At 43.8% G+C, this 15,874-nt stretch carries 14 protein-coding genes and 1 other annotated feature; of the genes, 2 read left to right on the top strand and 12 right to left on the bottom strand.

Annotated elements, in window-relative coordinates; genetic code table 11:
- Positions 1 to 328: 328 nt before the first annotated feature.
- From MSA64_RS09765 to MSA64_RS09735, 7 genes are all read right to left on the bottom strand, one after another.
- Positions 329 to 1,102, bottom strand: a complete 774-nt coding sequence (locus tag MSA64_RS09765; RefSeq protein ID WP_118567832.1) for an ABC transporter ATP-binding protein — start codon at positions 1,100 to 1,102, stop codon at positions 329 to 331.
- Entirely contained in the window at positions 1,095 to 2,003 is a 909-nt protein-coding gene (locus MSA64_RS09760) for an ABC transporter permease (protein WP_154433088.1), read from the bottom strand. Before MSA64_RS09760 ends, MSA64_RS09765 begins: the two co-directional genes overlap by 8 nt.
- A 22-nt stretch (positions 2,004 to 2,025) precedes the next feature.
- Positions 2,026 to 3,105 (bottom strand): ABC transporter substrate-binding protein, encoded by a 1,080-nt coding sequence (locus MSA64_RS09755; protein ID WP_178706068.1) that lies wholly within the window; start codon positions 3,103 to 3,105, stop codon positions 2,026 to 2,028.
- A 98-nt stretch (positions 3,106 to 3,203) separates the two neighbouring features.
- Positions 3,204 to 3,453, bottom strand: a binding site (T-box leader).
- Between the two features lie 105 nt (positions 3,454 to 3,558).
- Positions 3,559 to 3,933 carry a hypothetical protein gene (locus MSA64_RS09750; RefSeq protein ID WP_154433090.1) on the bottom strand — a complete coding sequence of 125 codons (375 nt, stop codon included), beginning with the start codon at positions 3,931 to 3,933 and terminating at the stop codon, positions 3,559 to 3,561.
- Positions 3,934 to 4,071: 138 nt separating this feature from the next.
- On the bottom strand, positions 4,072 to 4,359 hold the full coding sequence (locus MSA64_RS09745) for a hypothetical protein (protein ID WP_154433091.1): 288 nt from the start codon (positions 4,357 to 4,359) through the stop codon (positions 4,072 to 4,074).
- Between the two features lie 23 nt (positions 4,360 to 4,382).
- A complete protein-coding gene (locus MSA64_RS12080; protein ID WP_154433092.1) occupies positions 4,383 to 4,574 on the bottom strand; it encodes a helix-turn-helix domain-containing protein in 192 nt (63 codons plus the stop codon).
- A gap of 450 nt (positions 4,575 to 5,024) precedes the next feature.
- Positions 5,025 to 6,308: a galactokinase gene (locus tag MSA64_RS09735; protein ID WP_227617419.1), complete on the bottom strand. Its 1,284-nt coding sequence runs from the start codon at positions 6,306 to 6,308 to the stop codon at positions 5,025 to 5,027.
- A 125-nt stretch (positions 6,309 to 6,433) separates the two neighbouring features.
- On the opposite strand from MSA64_RS09735, the gene MSA64_RS09730 reads away from it, so the two are divergent.
- The gene (locus tag MSA64_RS09730) at positions 6,434 to 7,324 is read left to right on the top strand and encodes a helix-turn-helix transcriptional regulator (protein WP_106493521.1); all 891 of its coding nucleotides are present in this window, start codon (positions 6,434 to 6,436) and stop codon (positions 7,322 to 7,324) included.
- A 100-nt stretch (positions 7,325 to 7,424) separates the two neighbouring features.
- On the opposite strand, the gene MSA64_RS09725 is transcribed toward MSA64_RS09730, so the two are convergent.
- The 4 genes from MSA64_RS09725 to MSA64_RS09710 all read right to left on the bottom strand — a co-directional run bounded on the left by MSA64_RS09725 (position 7,425) and on the right by MSA64_RS09710 (position 10,995).
- Positions 7,425 to 8,180, bottom strand: a complete 756-nt coding sequence (locus tag MSA64_RS09725) for a YoaK family protein (RefSeq protein WP_287891484.1) — start codon at positions 8,178 to 8,180, stop codon at positions 7,425 to 7,427.
- Positions 8,181 to 8,318: 138 nt separating this feature from the next.
- The gene (locus tag MSA64_RS09720; protein ID WP_270623828.1) at positions 8,319 to 9,395 is read right to left on the bottom strand and encodes a Gfo/Idh/MocA family protein; all 1,077 of its coding nucleotides are present in this window, start codon (positions 9,393 to 9,395) and stop codon (positions 8,319 to 8,321) included.
- A 260-nt stretch (positions 9,396 to 9,655) separates the two neighbouring features.
- Complete coding sequence (locus tag MSA64_RS09715) at positions 9,656 to 10,765, bottom strand: threonine/serine ThrE exporter family protein (RefSeq protein ID WP_287891482.1); 1,110 nt, start codon at positions 10,763 to 10,765, stop codon at positions 9,656 to 9,658.
- Entirely contained in the window at positions 10,699 to 10,995 is a 297-nt protein-coding gene (locus tag MSA64_RS09710) for a DUF4866 family protein (RefSeq protein WP_287891481.1), read from the bottom strand. Before MSA64_RS09710 ends, MSA64_RS09715 begins: the two co-directional genes overlap by 67 nt.
- A gap of 121 nt (positions 10,996 to 11,116) precedes the next feature.
- On the opposite strand from MSA64_RS09710, the gene MSA64_RS09705 reads away from it, so the two are divergent.
- Positions 11,117 to 12,013, top strand: coding sequence for a LysR family transcriptional regulator (locus MSA64_RS09705; RefSeq protein ID WP_022172906.1), 897 nt, complete (start codon positions 11,117 to 11,119; stop codon positions 12,011 to 12,013).
- Positions 12,014 to 12,096: 83 nt separating this feature from the next.
- Here MSA64_RS09705 and MSA64_RS09700 read toward each other — a convergent pair whose 3' ends face one another.
- A complete protein-coding gene (locus tag MSA64_RS09700) occupies positions 12,097 to 15,468 on the bottom strand; it encodes a DEAD/DEAH box helicase (protein WP_287891479.1) in 3,372 nt (1,123 codons plus the stop codon).
- Positions 15,469 to 15,874: the final 406 nt, after the last annotated feature.

Here is a 15,874-nt window from a genome sequence, read left to right as displayed (position 1 = left end):
CGGGGATCGCATATTTCCGTATGAGTTCTTTCGGAGATATTTCCCACCTGTACGTCAAAGACGAGCCACCGGCATTCGCAGCGCGGTTTTGTGAGTGCTATGACAATGAGGATGAGAGACACGATTAATTGCTATCTGGATATACCGGTACATCGTTTCGTAAATAACTGTATCATTCACGCAGGATACAGATTCGAGTGTGCAGTTCAAAAAACAGACCACCAGGATGTTTCCCACACTTCCTGACGGTCTGTTTGTCTGTTTCTGTTATGGTTTATATGTCATCTCCGAAGGTGATCGTGAAGATACTGATCCATCGCGTAATTTGTTAATTGCCACATTCGATACTGATTTCATTAAATTTCTCCAAAATCGTATCAACGTTCATATTTTTCTTTTCGTCTCCTTCCAGATCCATCACTGCATGTCCCTGATGCATCATCAGCAGGCGGTCACCGTATTCCACTGCATAACGAAGATTATGGGTAACCATAATAGTGGTCAATTGTTTCTCCCGTACAACTTTATCGGTAAGCTCCATAATCAGTTCTGCGGTCTTCGGATCCAGCGCAGCTGTATGTTCATCCAGAATCAGAAAGTCAATCGGTGTCATCGTAGACATCAGAAGCGACATTGCCTGTCTTTGCCCGCCGGATAAAGAACCGACTTTTACATGGAGCTTATCTTCCAGCCCCAGATTCAGCTGACGCAATTGTTCCTGATAGAACGGGATTCTGCTCTTATTTGTTCCCATGCTCAGACCAAAGAATTTTCCTTTGTGATCTGCCATGGACATATTTTCCAGAATGGTCATATTCGGACAGGTGCCCATTGCCGGGTTCTGATATACCCGTCCGATTCGGCGCAGACGACGGTATTCTTTTTCTTTGGTAATATCCTGCCCTTCAATGAGTATCTTCCCGCTGTCCGGTGTGATGCTTCCGCATACGATGTTTAACATAGAAGTTTTTCCGGAACCATTGCTCCCCACTACGGATACAAACTGCCCTTTTTTAATAGAAAGATTAAAATCCTCGAACAGGCACATTTCATTTACCGTACCCGGATTATAATATTTATGAATATGTTGAAGTTCAAGCATTTTTTCCTCCTTTCTGACCTTCTGCCATACCTTTGGCTTTCTGTTTTCTTTCCATACTGATGACAAGAATCACCAGGAACAGTACGGCAGTGATCAGTTTCATGGACTGTGGATCAAAGAAGCGGATGGCTATCGCCACACATCCTTTATAGAGAATCGAGCCGATGATAACCGCTGTTGTCGTTTTTACAAATGTCAGTTTCTTAAACAGGCTGGTTCCGATGATGACGCTGGCAAGACCGATGACCATAGAGCCGGTACCTGTTGAAATATCGAATACTTTCTGTTCCTGTGCAAATACACAACCGGATAAAGCCACCAGTCCGTTGGAGATGGCAAGACCGAGAATCTTAACATTTCCTTTGTCTTTTGCCAGAGCAGTTACCAGATTATCGTTATCTCCTACTGCACGCAGCAGATACCCGGATTTGGTCTGCAAATAAAAATCCAGCAGGAATTTTGCGATCAGAACAACAAGTAAGATCAGAACGATCTTCATGTATCCCGGAATCGTTTCTCCGAAGAGGGATTCCAGCATACCGTTTTTAAACATAGTTTCCTGAGAAAACAGAGGAACGTTATTGGTTCCCGCTATTTTCAGATTTACAGTATACAGTGCGGTCATCATGATAATTCCGGATAACAGGTCACGGACTTTGCATTTCACATGGATCAGACCGGTGCAGATACCTGCCAGAACACCGACCAGAAATGCTATCGGTATAGTCAGATACGGATTGACCCCACGTGTAATCAGTGCCGCTGTCACAGCTGCTCCCAGAGGGAAACTTCCGTCTACAGTCAGATCCGGAAAATCCAGAATCTTATATGTTATATAAATACCCAGAGTCAGGATGCCGTAGATCAGACCCTGCTCCACAATCGTCATGATAAAATCCATCACATTTTTCCTCCGCTTTTATTTAGCCCTCGGAAATCTCGGAAAATGTTTCCACTGCACGGTCGTTCATGCTGTCCGGAACTGTGATTCCAAGATTTTCTGCTACTTTTTCGTTTACATACAGGTTACTTTCTGTCAGCAGCTGGTATTCCATATCTTCTGCTTTTACTTCTCCCTTCAGGATTTTCGCTGCCATCTTACCAGTGTCTTTTCCAAGGCTGACATAGTCGATTCCTTCTGCCGCCAGACATCCGATCTTCACCTGTTCGATTTCACTTCCGAATACCGGAATCCCTTTTTCGTTTGCCTGATCCAGAATCGCCGGGAGAGAGCTGACTACCGTGTTATCTGTCAGGTTGGTCAGGCAGTCTACTTTCGTCAGCAGATCTGCGGTCGCAAGAGAAATCTCGGAGCTGCTGGTGATTCCTGCGGTCTCCAGGGTAAATCCATACTGATCTGCCAGCTCTTCGTACTGACTGATGCTGTATACAGAGTTTGCTTCGCTGGTGGTGTAAAGGATTCCGATGGTTTTTGCATCCGGAAGGATCTCACGGATCATCTTTAACTGTGCTTCTACCGGAAGCTGATCGCTGGTTCCTGTAACTGCACCTACCGGCATTTTGTCATCCGTTGCAAGTTCTGCTTCTACCGGATTGGTAACTGCGGTGTATACAACCGGTATCCCTTTTTCCATTGCTGCGTTGTAGGCAGCCTGGGCACTTGGTGTTGCAATTGCACAGATCAGATCCATGTTATCTGTCACGAAGCTCTGTGCAATCTGGGATGCGGTTCCCATATCTGCATCTGCATTATTTACTTTTACGGTCAGGTTCTTGCCCTCTTCGATACCCTCTTCTTTCAGACCTTCCAGAAATCCCTCACGACAGTTATCCAGAGAACCGTGCTCTGCGAACTGGGAAATACCGATAGTATAGCTTTCTCCATCTGTAGCTTCTGCTGTTTCTGTGTTTTCTGCATCATCGGTGCTGTCTGTTGTTTCTGTTGCTGCTGTATCTGTAGTCTTGGTATCGCTTCCTCCGCAACCTGCCATAGATGCTACCATTACTGCTCCTAAGATTACTGCCAGTACTTTCTTCTTCATAATTTCTTTCTCCTTTTCTTTTTCTTTTTTAGTGTTTCAAAAGCAAAAGAGATGGAATTTTGTTTTTTATAAAACAAAAACCGCCTCAAGCTAATTATGCTTGAGACGGTAATAAAATTCTTTATTATCGCGGTACCACTCAAATTGACGAATCGTCCACTTTACACGTACTAACATACGTTCCTCATTGATAACGGGTTTGGTTCCCGGCAGTGCCTACTCTTTAAAATCTTTATTTCGGGCTGCCCTCGAAAGTCCATTCAGCTATAAAATCCATGCGACAATCACACCACCTGCCACTCTCTGAAATTTCTTTTAAAGCTTACTCCTCTTTCTCATCGGTTTTGCTTTTGATATCCTTATTTTATGCTCTATTCTTTCATTTGTCAACACTTTAGTGTAAAAAAGTTTTATTTTAGTTGCCGGGCACGAAGTGAACAGTAACTTATTTTGTCACTCGACAGCCACCGGACGCATCATGGAAGATAGCTCCTGCCGATACTGATCGGCCTTTTCCTGATTGCCCTGTTCTTTCCGCACCATCTTTGTAATTCCCGGATACTGTCCCGGAAAGCTTTCCAGCATAATACCATCTCCATAGATCAGGTAAATATCTCCGTCCGTCATATCTTCCTCTGTCAGCTTCTTTCCGTTTTCATCCGTAAGCTTATCCGGTATCGTTCCGGAGAAAATCGTGTCCGTGTCCAGATCCGCAAAATACCAGCTGTTATCGTCTGCCTGAAAATACACTGCTGTCATCGGCTTTTCCCCGCATCCCACCAGACAGAACATAACAAGTACCGCCAGCATCACGATCCATTTTTTCATTGTTCCATCTCCTGTCTTCTGATCTTCATTGTTTCACTTCGCTGAAATATCTATGCACCGGATTTTCTTTCAGACTTCTGTCACTCATATCTGTCACACCAAAAAAGGTAACTGTCTGATTTTCCAGTTACCCACATTCTACCATAATTCTTTCTTCTTTTGTCTCATAATCTGAGACTTTTTGTCTTTCGGTTTTCTCTCTTCCAGCTTTCTTTTCACAATAGCCAATATCCAGCTCTGCCTCTCTTCTTCATTCTTTAACTTCCGAAGTTCCCTGTTTCTGCGCATCGCCTCTTTCCAGATCTCATCCCATATTTCCCGACATTCTTCACCTGTCAGATCATAAGACGGACTGCGTAAGATTTTCAGCACCTGTCTGCAATATCTTTGATAAAGCTCATTTACTTTCCGACTGCCGAAAATCATTCTTTTTTCCCACTCATTTATTTTTATTCCCTTTCGGAAGTGTTATCTTCATCCTCTGTAAATTCTACTACTTCTTCTGGATTACAATCTAAAGCTTTACAGATTTTCTCCAACGTATATAATGTCATATTTCCATTCTTACGCAGAGTATCTAATGTTCTGTTATCGATTCCCCGATGAAGCAGTTCGTACTGCGTAATGCACTTTTCCCTCATTGTCTTCCACACGGGCGCATAGCTTATAATTGTAATCACCACCTTTACCGCACAGCGTTATTCGCCATTTTTTCGGTTCTCACTGTCTGTGTTCTTACAATTATATTTCTCCTGTCCGACAATTCATATTGTGCATATTTTCACAATTGCAAAAGCAAATTATGTATTTGCTTTTTGAGGGTTTTTTATTATTTTTTGACTATTCGTGTTGGTTGTCTTATTATGCGTAATGTTTTATTTTATGTAACTATTCAGTAGTCATTATCCCGCGAGGTGTTTTGGCATAAATATGCCAAAATCCCGAGATATACAAGCAAAAATGCCATCACCGAAGGTGATTTTAAATGCATTTTTGCTCGTAACTGTGAAGGTACTGAACAGTTACTATTTTATAAAAAAGGGTCTGCAAATTCGAATTTTCTTCTTCTTTGCAGACCCTTTTTCAGATACTTAGAATTCTACTTTTACAGCTCCCTGCGGACGGATATGCATAACATATGCAGAACCCTCTCCCAGTGCCTTGTCGATATATTTTGTAAATCCTTCTGTTTCTTCTTTTGGAAGAAATGCAGCAATAACGCCGGCAAATCCTCCTCCGTGAACACGGCACACGCCACGACCGATCTTATCCAGATACAGTTTGGTCAAAGCCAGAGCAACCGTGATGGACTGCTCATCCGGAGTCTCGTTGCAGTAGCAGTTCTGCAGCCATTTCCAGGAAGAATCACCGGACTCTGTGATTTTGTTAAAGAAGGTGGCAAAATCTTTCTTTTCCAGTGCTTCTACTTCTGCATCCACACGTTTGTTTTCTTCAAAGAAGTGGAATGCACGCAGAACCGCACGGTCACCGGCGAATTCACGAATAGCTTTTACATTCTCAATCACATCATCTTCCTTGCACTGTTCCAGAACTTCTTTTCCGAAGTATTCTGCTACTTTTTTCATTTCATTCGGAACTGCAGAATACTCTGCACTCAGATCTGCATGACCTTTTCCGGTGTTGATGATAACCAGATCATGGCCCATCTCATCAAAATCACATTTGATCTCACGGATGGCCGGATTTTCGATATCTGCAAAATCGATGGTAATCATACCGCCAACAGCGCATGCCAGCTGATCCAGAAGACCTGAGCCTTTCAGCCAGTATTTATTTTCTGCATACTGTCCTGCTTTTGCATAAGTAACAACACCAATCTTTCCTTCGTTAAACAGGTGATCCACAATAACACATACCAGCATCTCAAAAGATGCGGAAGAGCTTACCCCTGCCCCACCGATCACATTGGAAGTTACATAAGCATCAAATCCTTCTACTTTACATCCTTTTTCCAGCAGTCCTGCAAAGATACCCTTTAACAGCGGTTCGGTTCCCGTTGTTTTTTCTGTCGGGGCCAGGTCATCCAGATCGATCACCAGATGCTGGTTATATGTTTCACTGATCAGGTTTACAGTGTGGGTTCCGTTGGGTGCTGCTGCTGCCACACAATCCAGATGTACACTTCCTGCCAGGACTTTTCCGTGGTTATGATCCGTATGGTTTCCACCAATCTCTGTTCTTCCCGGTGCTGAGAAGAATTCAAAGGCTTTATCTCCGAATTCTTTGGCAAATCCATCCGCTACCAGCTGGTATCTTGCTGCATTTTCCTCTACTCTGTTCTCTCCGTACATCTGTTTCAACAGTGCAACTGCATGTTCACTTTTTACTGCTTCTGCTACATTTGCTGTTTTCATGTTTCTTCTCCTTTTTTATTTTCACATACTGATATTGACTATCTGCTAATTATCATTATAATGAGAATCATATAGCATCACAATAACTATATTAGCTTACTTTATAAATATATTGAGGTTTTTTCATGCAATTACAGTTAGACAACAACAAAAAGGAATTAAAGTCTCACGGAACCTATGCTTTCCCGGTCAACGTAAGCTACGAACAGCTTTCCCGCTATGAAAGAAAGTCTTTTCTCTGGCACTGGCATAAAGAAATTGAGCTGACGATTCTCCTTCAGGGCGAGATGCAATATCAGGTTAACGATACCATCTATCACCTGCAGGCCGGTGAGGGGCTTTTCTGCAACAGCAACCGTCTGCATACCGGTTCTTCCTGTCATGATTCCGATTGTATCTATATTTCCACAACCTTTCATCCCCGCTTTCTTTACGGATATGAAGACAGCGTGATCCAGAATAAATATCTGAACACTATTACAAAGCATCCCGGACTGCATAGTCTGGCATTTTCTCCTGACATTCCCTGGCAAAAAGAGGTGCTGGATGAACTATCTGCCATCTGGATGCTTTCCAAACAGCCCTCCGCCACTTATGAGATGGAATTGCAATGGCGACTCACCCATATCTGGATGTTTCTATGGAACCACCTTTCCCATCAGACAAGCAGTTCCGGAAACAGTGAATCTAAGCATACCGATCGTCTGAAAAATATTCTGATGTACATTCAGGAACATTACGCGGAAAAAATCACTCTGGCTGATATTGCTGCAACTGCAAATATCTGTCAGAGTGAGTGTTGTCGCTTTTTCAAAAAACATATGAATGAATCTTTATTTGATTATCTTCTTTCCTTCCGGATTGAGAAAAGCCTTCCTCTGTTGGTTGACCAGCAGCTGTCTATTACTGAAATCAGTAATCTATGCGGGTTTTCCAGTTCTTCTTATTATACCAAAGTATTTCGGGAACATATGGGATGCACACCAACCGCATACCAGGCCGGACACTTCGTCTGATCAGACGGCATCAGCGGAACAAACAATACCGTAACATCTGAAAGATCCGTATCTATGCCGCAACTATCATCCAGGACAGCAACACAGATACGGATCTGTTTTATTTTTTCAAGTCTTCTTTAATAATGTTTTCTACTTCTTTGGCTTCCTCGCGGATATTTTGAATATTCTTGCGAATCTCCTGCTCTTCTTCCAGGATCCGGGGATGTTCTTCCAGTTCTTCTTTGATAAACATCAGGAGGAATCCCACGAAAAGCAATCCACAGGAAACCCATATGGTTCGTTCATGTAGCAGGAGGATCAGATGACCTCCGACAGCGGCACCTACTGCAAACATTCCGATGATTCCAAGATAATGACCGGCTTTGTACAGTTTTTCTTTATCCTTTGTCTTTCCATAGACACACAGAGATTCCATGCCGCTTCGGATATTGCCGATACACATGGTGCTGGCAAATGCATAGCCATTGACTTTGCGGAAGGTCTGCACCTGCATGGCACAGGCAAAGGATACCATGGCATTAGCCAGAAGGTTGCATGCTGTTGGAAGGAATCCGACCACAAGCAGTAAAAGCATTTCCATCAGTAAAACCAACTGTCTCCAGTGAATCCTCTGTACATTTTTATATTTTTGCCGGATACCTTCTGCCACTACGATTCCCATGGCAAAAAATCCCAATGGGATCAGGTAATGGATCACCGTGGACCATTTTCGTTCCACAAGGCTCTGACTTAAGAGCACAATATTTCCTGTCTGTGCATTGGCAAATACCTCGCCTCTGCATATATAGGTATAGGCATCCTGCAAACCGCCGGATATAGATAAAAAAGCTGCTGTCAGAAAAGATTCTGACATCTGTCGCCCTGAATTTTGTTTCAATGATCTTCCCTCATTTCTACACAACCTTCTGTCTTATTCTCACAGTTGTTTTATTTTTCCAGCGGTAAAGTATACTCTGTCAAAAACGGTATTTCAAGTTTTTTATTTTATACATTACTGTTTTTTCCAGCATTGATCCTGGGTCTGGATCTCTTTTCCTTCCTTCGCCGCTTCATCCATCATCAGAAACAGATAGGTGTCCTGCAGTGCCTCTTCCAGCGGATACACTTCCTTTCCTGTCTCTACATATGTTTTCATGCCTTCCATCATCTGGGCAACAGCGATTTCCTCGTCTGTCAGACGAAGATCTCTATCTGCATATGGATTTCTATACAGAATCTCTCCGTTCAGCCTCAGACTTCTCATTCCGTAGCCTTCCAGGTTAGAATACTGTCCCAGTTCGTCTCTCTGGATGCTTCCCCGGACCGGATAACCGTCCTGACCAAGCCAGGCTGCCTGCTGATCATGAACTTCTCCGCAATCTCCCTGAAGGGTCAGATGACGGGTACGGAAATAGTTAAAATACTGCTCACCGGCAAAATCAAAGAATCCAACCTTTCCATCCGGGAAGACAAATTCTGCACGTTTTCTTGTATCCACGATGGTTTTTTCCCCCTTATGAAGGCCCTCTCTTCCGCAGTGATAATTCACCGGAAAATCATAGGTTCTGGCTGTGATCCTGCAGTTTTCCATACCTGTGCCGAGTAATCGTCGCATCACGCTCATGCCATGGTAATCATGGGCCTGGGAAATATCCAGATTGCTGATCGTTCCCAGTTTACCCTGGTCGATCATATGGATCAGTGCCTGATAATAAGGCTGGAAGCAATACTGTTCTGCCACCTGTACTTTTCCGTTGTATTTTTCTTTTGCCTGATACCAGGCCTGTAATTCCTCTACTGTTGCTGCAGGCGGTGTCTCACACAGAACCGGAATTCCCTGTTCCATGGCTTTCTCGGCAAATGGAAGTGCAGCACCGTATTTTAACATAAAGACTACACAGTCCGGCTTTGTTGCCAGAAATTCGTCATAGTCTGTATACACCTTCCCCGGAAAATTTTTCTCTTCCCGCTCCCTGCTGGACTCTGAATGCACATACACTGCCGATACTTCAAATTCTTCTCCCAGCGCTTTCATTACACGCACATACATCTGTGCTCTCCATCCTGTTCCTGCTAATCCTACTTTCATGTAAAAATCCTCCGTCATTGTATAATTTTATGTAGTAATCAAATTAGTATCTGTTCAATATTCCCGAGAATACCGGACAGCAACTGACTTTTCTCCATTATATCACACTTTACATTTTATTGTGTATTTTTATACAATATACAGATCAAAAAGCACTCTCTTTTTCTATGACCCCAAGTAAAATCTGCAAAGATTTCTTTCGACAATAATATTTTCTTCATACAAACTATCGAATGAAACATCACTTTTCAGGATATATATCAGGTACAATACCGAAAAGTCCTGTCCGTAAATATCCTTGCAAAAATAAGTCCCAGAGGCAGTGCCACTACAATCAATATTGCCGCAGCCAGCCAGGAGACCGCTTCATTTAGGGACATGACTCCAAGGTTATAAAATCCTCGATAAAAATACAATCCCGGCACCATAATAACAATTGAAGGAACTGTAAGTGAAATTCTTGGATATCCGTTGCTTTTTTTGATCAGCGACGCCAGCAGTCCGGCTGCCAGTGCCCCGGTAAATGCAGCTACAGCCGCCGGCATCCCGGTAAAATCGATCAGGGACAACCGCAGAGTATTGGCTACTGCTCCGATCATCGCTGCCGTGGAGGCCATGGGAATAGAACTGTTAAACATAATAGAAAATCCAAGAACACCGCAAAAGCTGGCACATAGACGAAAAATCAGCCTGGATGCCGTTCCCAGGTGTACTGCTATAAAATCCTCCGGCTGTAATTTCAGGATCATTGCCGTGATCCAGGCTCCCATGGTTGCCACCAGTATGATGATCAACGCATAGGTCAGTCTTTCCAGACCGGAACGCAAATCCAGTTTCGCCAGGTCGATTCCGCTGGTGATAAAAGGAAATCCCGGAATGATAAATAACATGGAGCAGATATACCCTGCCTCATGAGCCGCCGATATATGGAGCAGGCTTTCCGCTAGATTAAGACAGATTGCATAGATCAGACATGCCGCTGATACGGAAACTGCAATATTTAAGAATAAGGTATAATGATGCTTTATCATCCTGGTACGGATGAAATTACCGATACCTGCGGCAATAAAGGCAAACATCATCTCCACCGGTCCTCCGCCGAGAAGAAACGTAAAAGCGCCACACGCCAGCGCCGCAGCCACTCCCAGCTTCCAGGGCGAATAGAGCGCATGAATCTGTTCTATTTCATCCAGACGTTTGTGGATCTCCTCTCCCGTCAGCTGTTTCTCGATCTTCGGAAAGTTTTCTACAAACTGCTCCATCCGATAAAGTTTGGATGTATTGACTCCTGTATTGGCTATACTTAAGGACTGGGAAACACAATCTGTCCCGTCGAAGCAGTTAAACCCGATGGACAGAAGATCAAACATGGTATTCCGCAGATTTCCATCAGGAATGCCGAGAGATCACGATTTCGATAATCCGTAAATAAAGCTTTTGAAAATTGATCCGGCGAAAATACCTCATCTGTTTCTTCGCCACATAAACACGAATTGCAGAAGGTTTCCTGAAGTTTTTCGCAGGCCCATGGATCTTCCAGAATCTTTTGGAACAATATTTCCGTTTTTTCTTCTCTTGGAAAAATCATACTTTCTTTCATATTCGCTGCCTCACTTTTCTTGCTCTTTTTATTCCGAACAATTATACTATGGACACAATAATAAGTAAAAGCTATAATAGATATGTTATATATTATTTTTTGATATATCAGAGGTACGCCCATGAACGTTAATTTTGAATACTATAAAATTTTTTATTATGTTGCCAAATATGGCAGTTTCACGAAGGCTGCCCGGGCACTGGGAAGCACGCAACCAAATGTAACCCGGGCTATGAACTGTCTGGAACAGCAGCTGCACAACACTTTATTTATCCGCACCAATCGAGGGATACAGCTCACTCCGGAAGGCGAGCAGCTCTACACCCACGTTTCTGTTGCCATGGCTCAATTATTTATCGCTGAGGAGGAGTTATCTGACAGTGCTTCTCTGACCCACGGGAGCGTTACTATCGGAGCCACAGAGACGGCGCTGAATATTTTTCTGCTTTGTAAGCTGAAGGCTTTCCGTACCGCCTATCCGGGAATTCGACTGAAAATCTATAACTACTCTTCACCCCAGGCTATCGCAGCTGTAAAAAGCGGAAAAATCGATTTTGCTGTTTTATCAACCCCTGTTCCTGCGGAACCGCCACTGCACCTTACTCCGCTGCAGTCCTTCCGGGAGATCCTTATCGGTGGACCTTCTTTTTCCGCTCTTTCCGAAAAGGAACTTTGTTTTTCAGATTTGAAGAAATATCCTTTCATCTGCCTGGGGAGAGAAACTGCCACTTTTCAGTTCTATAATCAGCTTTTTCTTTCCCAGGAGCTGGAACTCATACCTGATACTGAGGCTGCTACTACAGACCAGATCCTTCCTCTGGTAAAAAACAATCTGGGACTGGCATTTCTTCCGGAACCTATGGCTTTGGAATCTCTGGCAAAACAGGAGGTTCTTCAGATTGCAATATCCGAAAAGCTGCCTCTTCGCCACATATGCCTGGTTCATGATCATCAGCACCCTCTGAATTCCGGAGCAAGAGAGCTGAAAAAAATAATCCTGGGTGAAAGGATGGATTAATATATACCTTCTCCCAGAATTATCTTTCAACCTGTAACTGTTCAGTATCTTCGCAGTAGCTTCTGAACAGTTACCCCAGATTCTTACTTGCCACCCAGCAGTTCCAGAATCTCTTCTCTGGAAAAACTGCCGCTTCCCATGTCCTCGCCACTCAGTATCTGATCCGCCAGGGCATGTTTTTTCTCCTGCAGCTTTACAATATTTTCTTCGATCGTATCTTTCGCGATCAGTTTGTAGACATTGACTACGTTTTTCTGCCCGATCCGGTGGGCACGATCTGTCGCCTGGTTCTGGACTGCCAGATTCCACCACGGATCGTAGTGGATCACAATATCCGCCGCCGTCAGATTCAGACCGGTTCCTCCGGCTTTCAGGGAGATCAGAAAAACAGCTGTAGGGTTATCTTCTTTATTAAATTCTTCCACCAGCTTTGCCCGCTTTTCCTTTCCGGTCGAACCGGTCAGCATATAGTACGCCGTTTCTTCGTTCTCCAGCCGGTCTGCCAGCCGGCTCAACATCGTGGTAAACTGGGAAAATACAAGGATCTTATGTCCGTTTTCCACCGCGTTTCGAATCAGATCCACACACATCTCAAGTTTTGCCGACTCTCCTTTATATTCTTCAAAAAGCAATGCCGGGTCACAGCAGATCTGACGCAGTTTGGTCAGTTCGGATAAGATAACGATTTTGGAAGTATTGAATTCTTCCTCGCTCTGTTTATCTAACAGAAGTTTCATCCGTTTTACATGCGCATCGTATAACTTCTGCTGCTCTCCTTCCAGACGGGTATACATATTTTCTTCCAGTTTTTCCGGAAGATCTCGCAGTACATCTTTCTTCAGTCTTCGCAGCACAAAAGGTCGGATCATTTTTCGCAGCCGTTCACTGGCTTCCTCGCTCTCATGCTGGACAATCTGTACTTCCAGTTCCTCACGGAAGCGGGAATAGCTGTATAAAAATCCGGGCATCAGATAATCAAAGATGCTCCACAGTTCACTCAGCCGGTTCTCTACCGGTGTTCCGGTGAGGGCAAACCGAGTGTCTGCCTGGATCTTTTTCACAGCTTTTGCAGCCTGGGTGCTGTGGTTTTTGATATACTGTGCTTCATCGATGATCTGACAGCGGAAACGGTACTTTTTATAGAAATCGATGTCTCTGCGGAGCAGATCATAGGAAGTTATCAGAATCTCTCCCTCATCTGCTGCTTCCAGAAGTGTGCGGCGCTGCGCAGCCGTTCCTACGATCATTCTTACTGCAAGCCGGGGAGCAAAACGTTCCAGTTCACTGTTCCAGTTATAGACCAGGGAAGCCGGGGCAACGATCAGCGCATTCCGCCGCAGCCGGTCATCTGAGCTCTTCTTTTCCCGCTGCCGTCCCTCATTCTCGATATCCTGCTCTTTTTCCACCGGCTCTTTCTTACTTTTTTCCTGTATTTCACGTTCCTGATACTCGGAAAGCAGATAGCAGATCACCTGCAACGTTTTTCCAAGTCCCATATCATCGGCGAGGATTCCGCCAAATCCATTCGCACTGAGCGTTTTTAACCACAGAAAACCTGTCTTCTGATATCCGCGCAGGATCGGTTCAAGTTCCGCCGGAATCTCAAAATCATTGTCTTCTACAGTTTTCATGTTACGGATCAGAGAACGAAAATTCTTATCCCTCACCGAAGAAATCACCGGATTGTCTCGTAATTGCTGATCTATATACAACGCCCGGTAGGTATCCACCGGAACGCTCTCCTGCATCAGCTGCTGATCTGTCAGCTGCAACGTTTCCTTCAGATCTGCCAGTATATCCAGACCACTGTCTTCTTTCTGAACGAAGCTTCCATCCTTCAGACGATAATATTTTTTCCTTTTATTATAACGTGACAGAATATCGATCAGTTCCTCTTTTGACATTTCTCCCGCTGTCATTTTCAGCTGCATCAGACCACTGTCAATCGATACTCCTACCGCAACTTTCGGTGACGGATGCACCTGCATTCCTTTCAGCGTATCTGATATATATACCTCCCCCAGCTGCTGAAATACCGGAATTCCTTCTGTCAGGAGATCATATATTTTATCCTCATCCGTAATCACCATAGCTTTCTGTCGTTCGTCATATGCTTCCCCGTACCGCTGAATCACTTCCCGTACTGCCGCTTCTTTTCCAAGATCCCGCAGTGCCACATCCCTGGTCTCATACAGACTGTATACTTTTTTATCATATTGCACCTGCGGTCTGCAGGTGATCATATCTGTCTGTGGTGCATCCAGATAGATCGAAAACTCCGGAATCGCCACACCATACTGCTGTTCATCAAAATTTTCTTTTGTACATTCAAAACACTGTTCCAACGCCGGAAGAAGTTCCATACAAAACAACGGAACATCTGTCTTTTCCACAAAAATCTTCCGTTCCGGGATCTCCGCCATGCATTCCAGGAATTCTTTTACCGGTTCCATTCTTTTCATCGGTTCCATCATAATCTGATTACCCGAAAAAAATATATTGTATCTGTTTCCTCTTATTCCCGACAATCGATTGATACTTACTTCAATTCCATCCGTTTTCCCCAGAATCTTCAGCGTTCTCTCCGGTATCTGTTCCACAATTTTCCACGGCTTCTCATCCATGTAAAACACGGATGCCAGGATCTCCTGTCCCTTCATCAGCTCCAGAAAAGTTTCCATATCATTGGCAGACAAATCAATCTGTTTTTCCCTGGCATTCCCATAAACCGAATAATAGCTGTGATATCCTCCATACCGATATTCATTTTTCTCTGCCCACTGCACAAGAAAAGATACCAGTGGTCGGGACTGTGGAACGAACGATTCAACAGCATGGATAAACTGCAGATTTTTCCCATAAAAAACTTTCTCATGGTTTTCTATCGCTCTTGCAAAACCGAAAACATCTTTCAGTACATACATCCGGTTGATTCCAAGCTTGAAGCTGACGGTGATCCCGGTGTTTTCCACAACCATATGCGGTTCCAGACGGACTTTTCCACAGATATCCCCCTGAATCATGGGAAGACTTTTCACCAGTGCACCTTTTTGAAGCAGCTGCTGGATACTTCCTGTTGTTTTTCTTGCCATTCCCTTTTGTATACCCGGTATCTGCATCAAATTCATCTGACCCGTCCGATTCTTTGTCTCATAGTAATATCTCAGAAGAACCGCCACACAATGCTTACATATCCCATCATACTCCCAGAAAGCCGGACAGCTGCACTCCGACTCTACAAGATTCTCCCAGACCGTATTCCATATCAGATACACATGGTATGGTGTACTGTGACTCCCTTCCACATCCGCTTCGATAATTACATTTTCATCCGCATGAACATCTTCTGCTTCTTCTATATGGAAACGCAATACTTTTCCTCTGTTATAAATCTGCAACCCTCTGCTGTATGACTGACTGCCGGCAAGATTTCTGATCTGCTCTCTGAATGTCATCTCCCTGTTCCTTCCGTCTTTATTATTTTGCAAGTTTTCTTTCTTGTTTTGATATATTTCCTTCATTTTGTGAAAATCTGCGATTATCTTTCGTTCATAATACTCTATGATTGATTGTAATACGGGATGGACGATTACACAATGGCTAATATAATAAAAGCACAGTAAGAGTTGACATCGTATAGCGCATATGCTATTCTAAGTTTAGACATATCTGGGAAACAATTCTAAGACCATTCGGTTATCTGATTCCCCATATGAAAAACAAAAGTAACTATTCAGTAGCCACTGTCCCGCGAGGTGTTTTGACATGAATATGTCAAAATCCCGAGACATACAAGCCAAAATGCCATCACCGAAGGTGATTTACGCGAGCAACGAGTCAAAGTCCGTGCTTGCACGGAAC

The sequence above is a fragment of the Oliverpabstia sp. genome (assembly GCF_022785585.1).
Classification (GTDB): domain Bacteria; phylum Bacillota; class Clostridia; order Lachnospirales; family Lachnospiraceae; genus Oliverpabstia; species Oliverpabstia intestinalis.
This window is presented reverse-complemented; position numbering and strand designations above follow the sequence as displayed.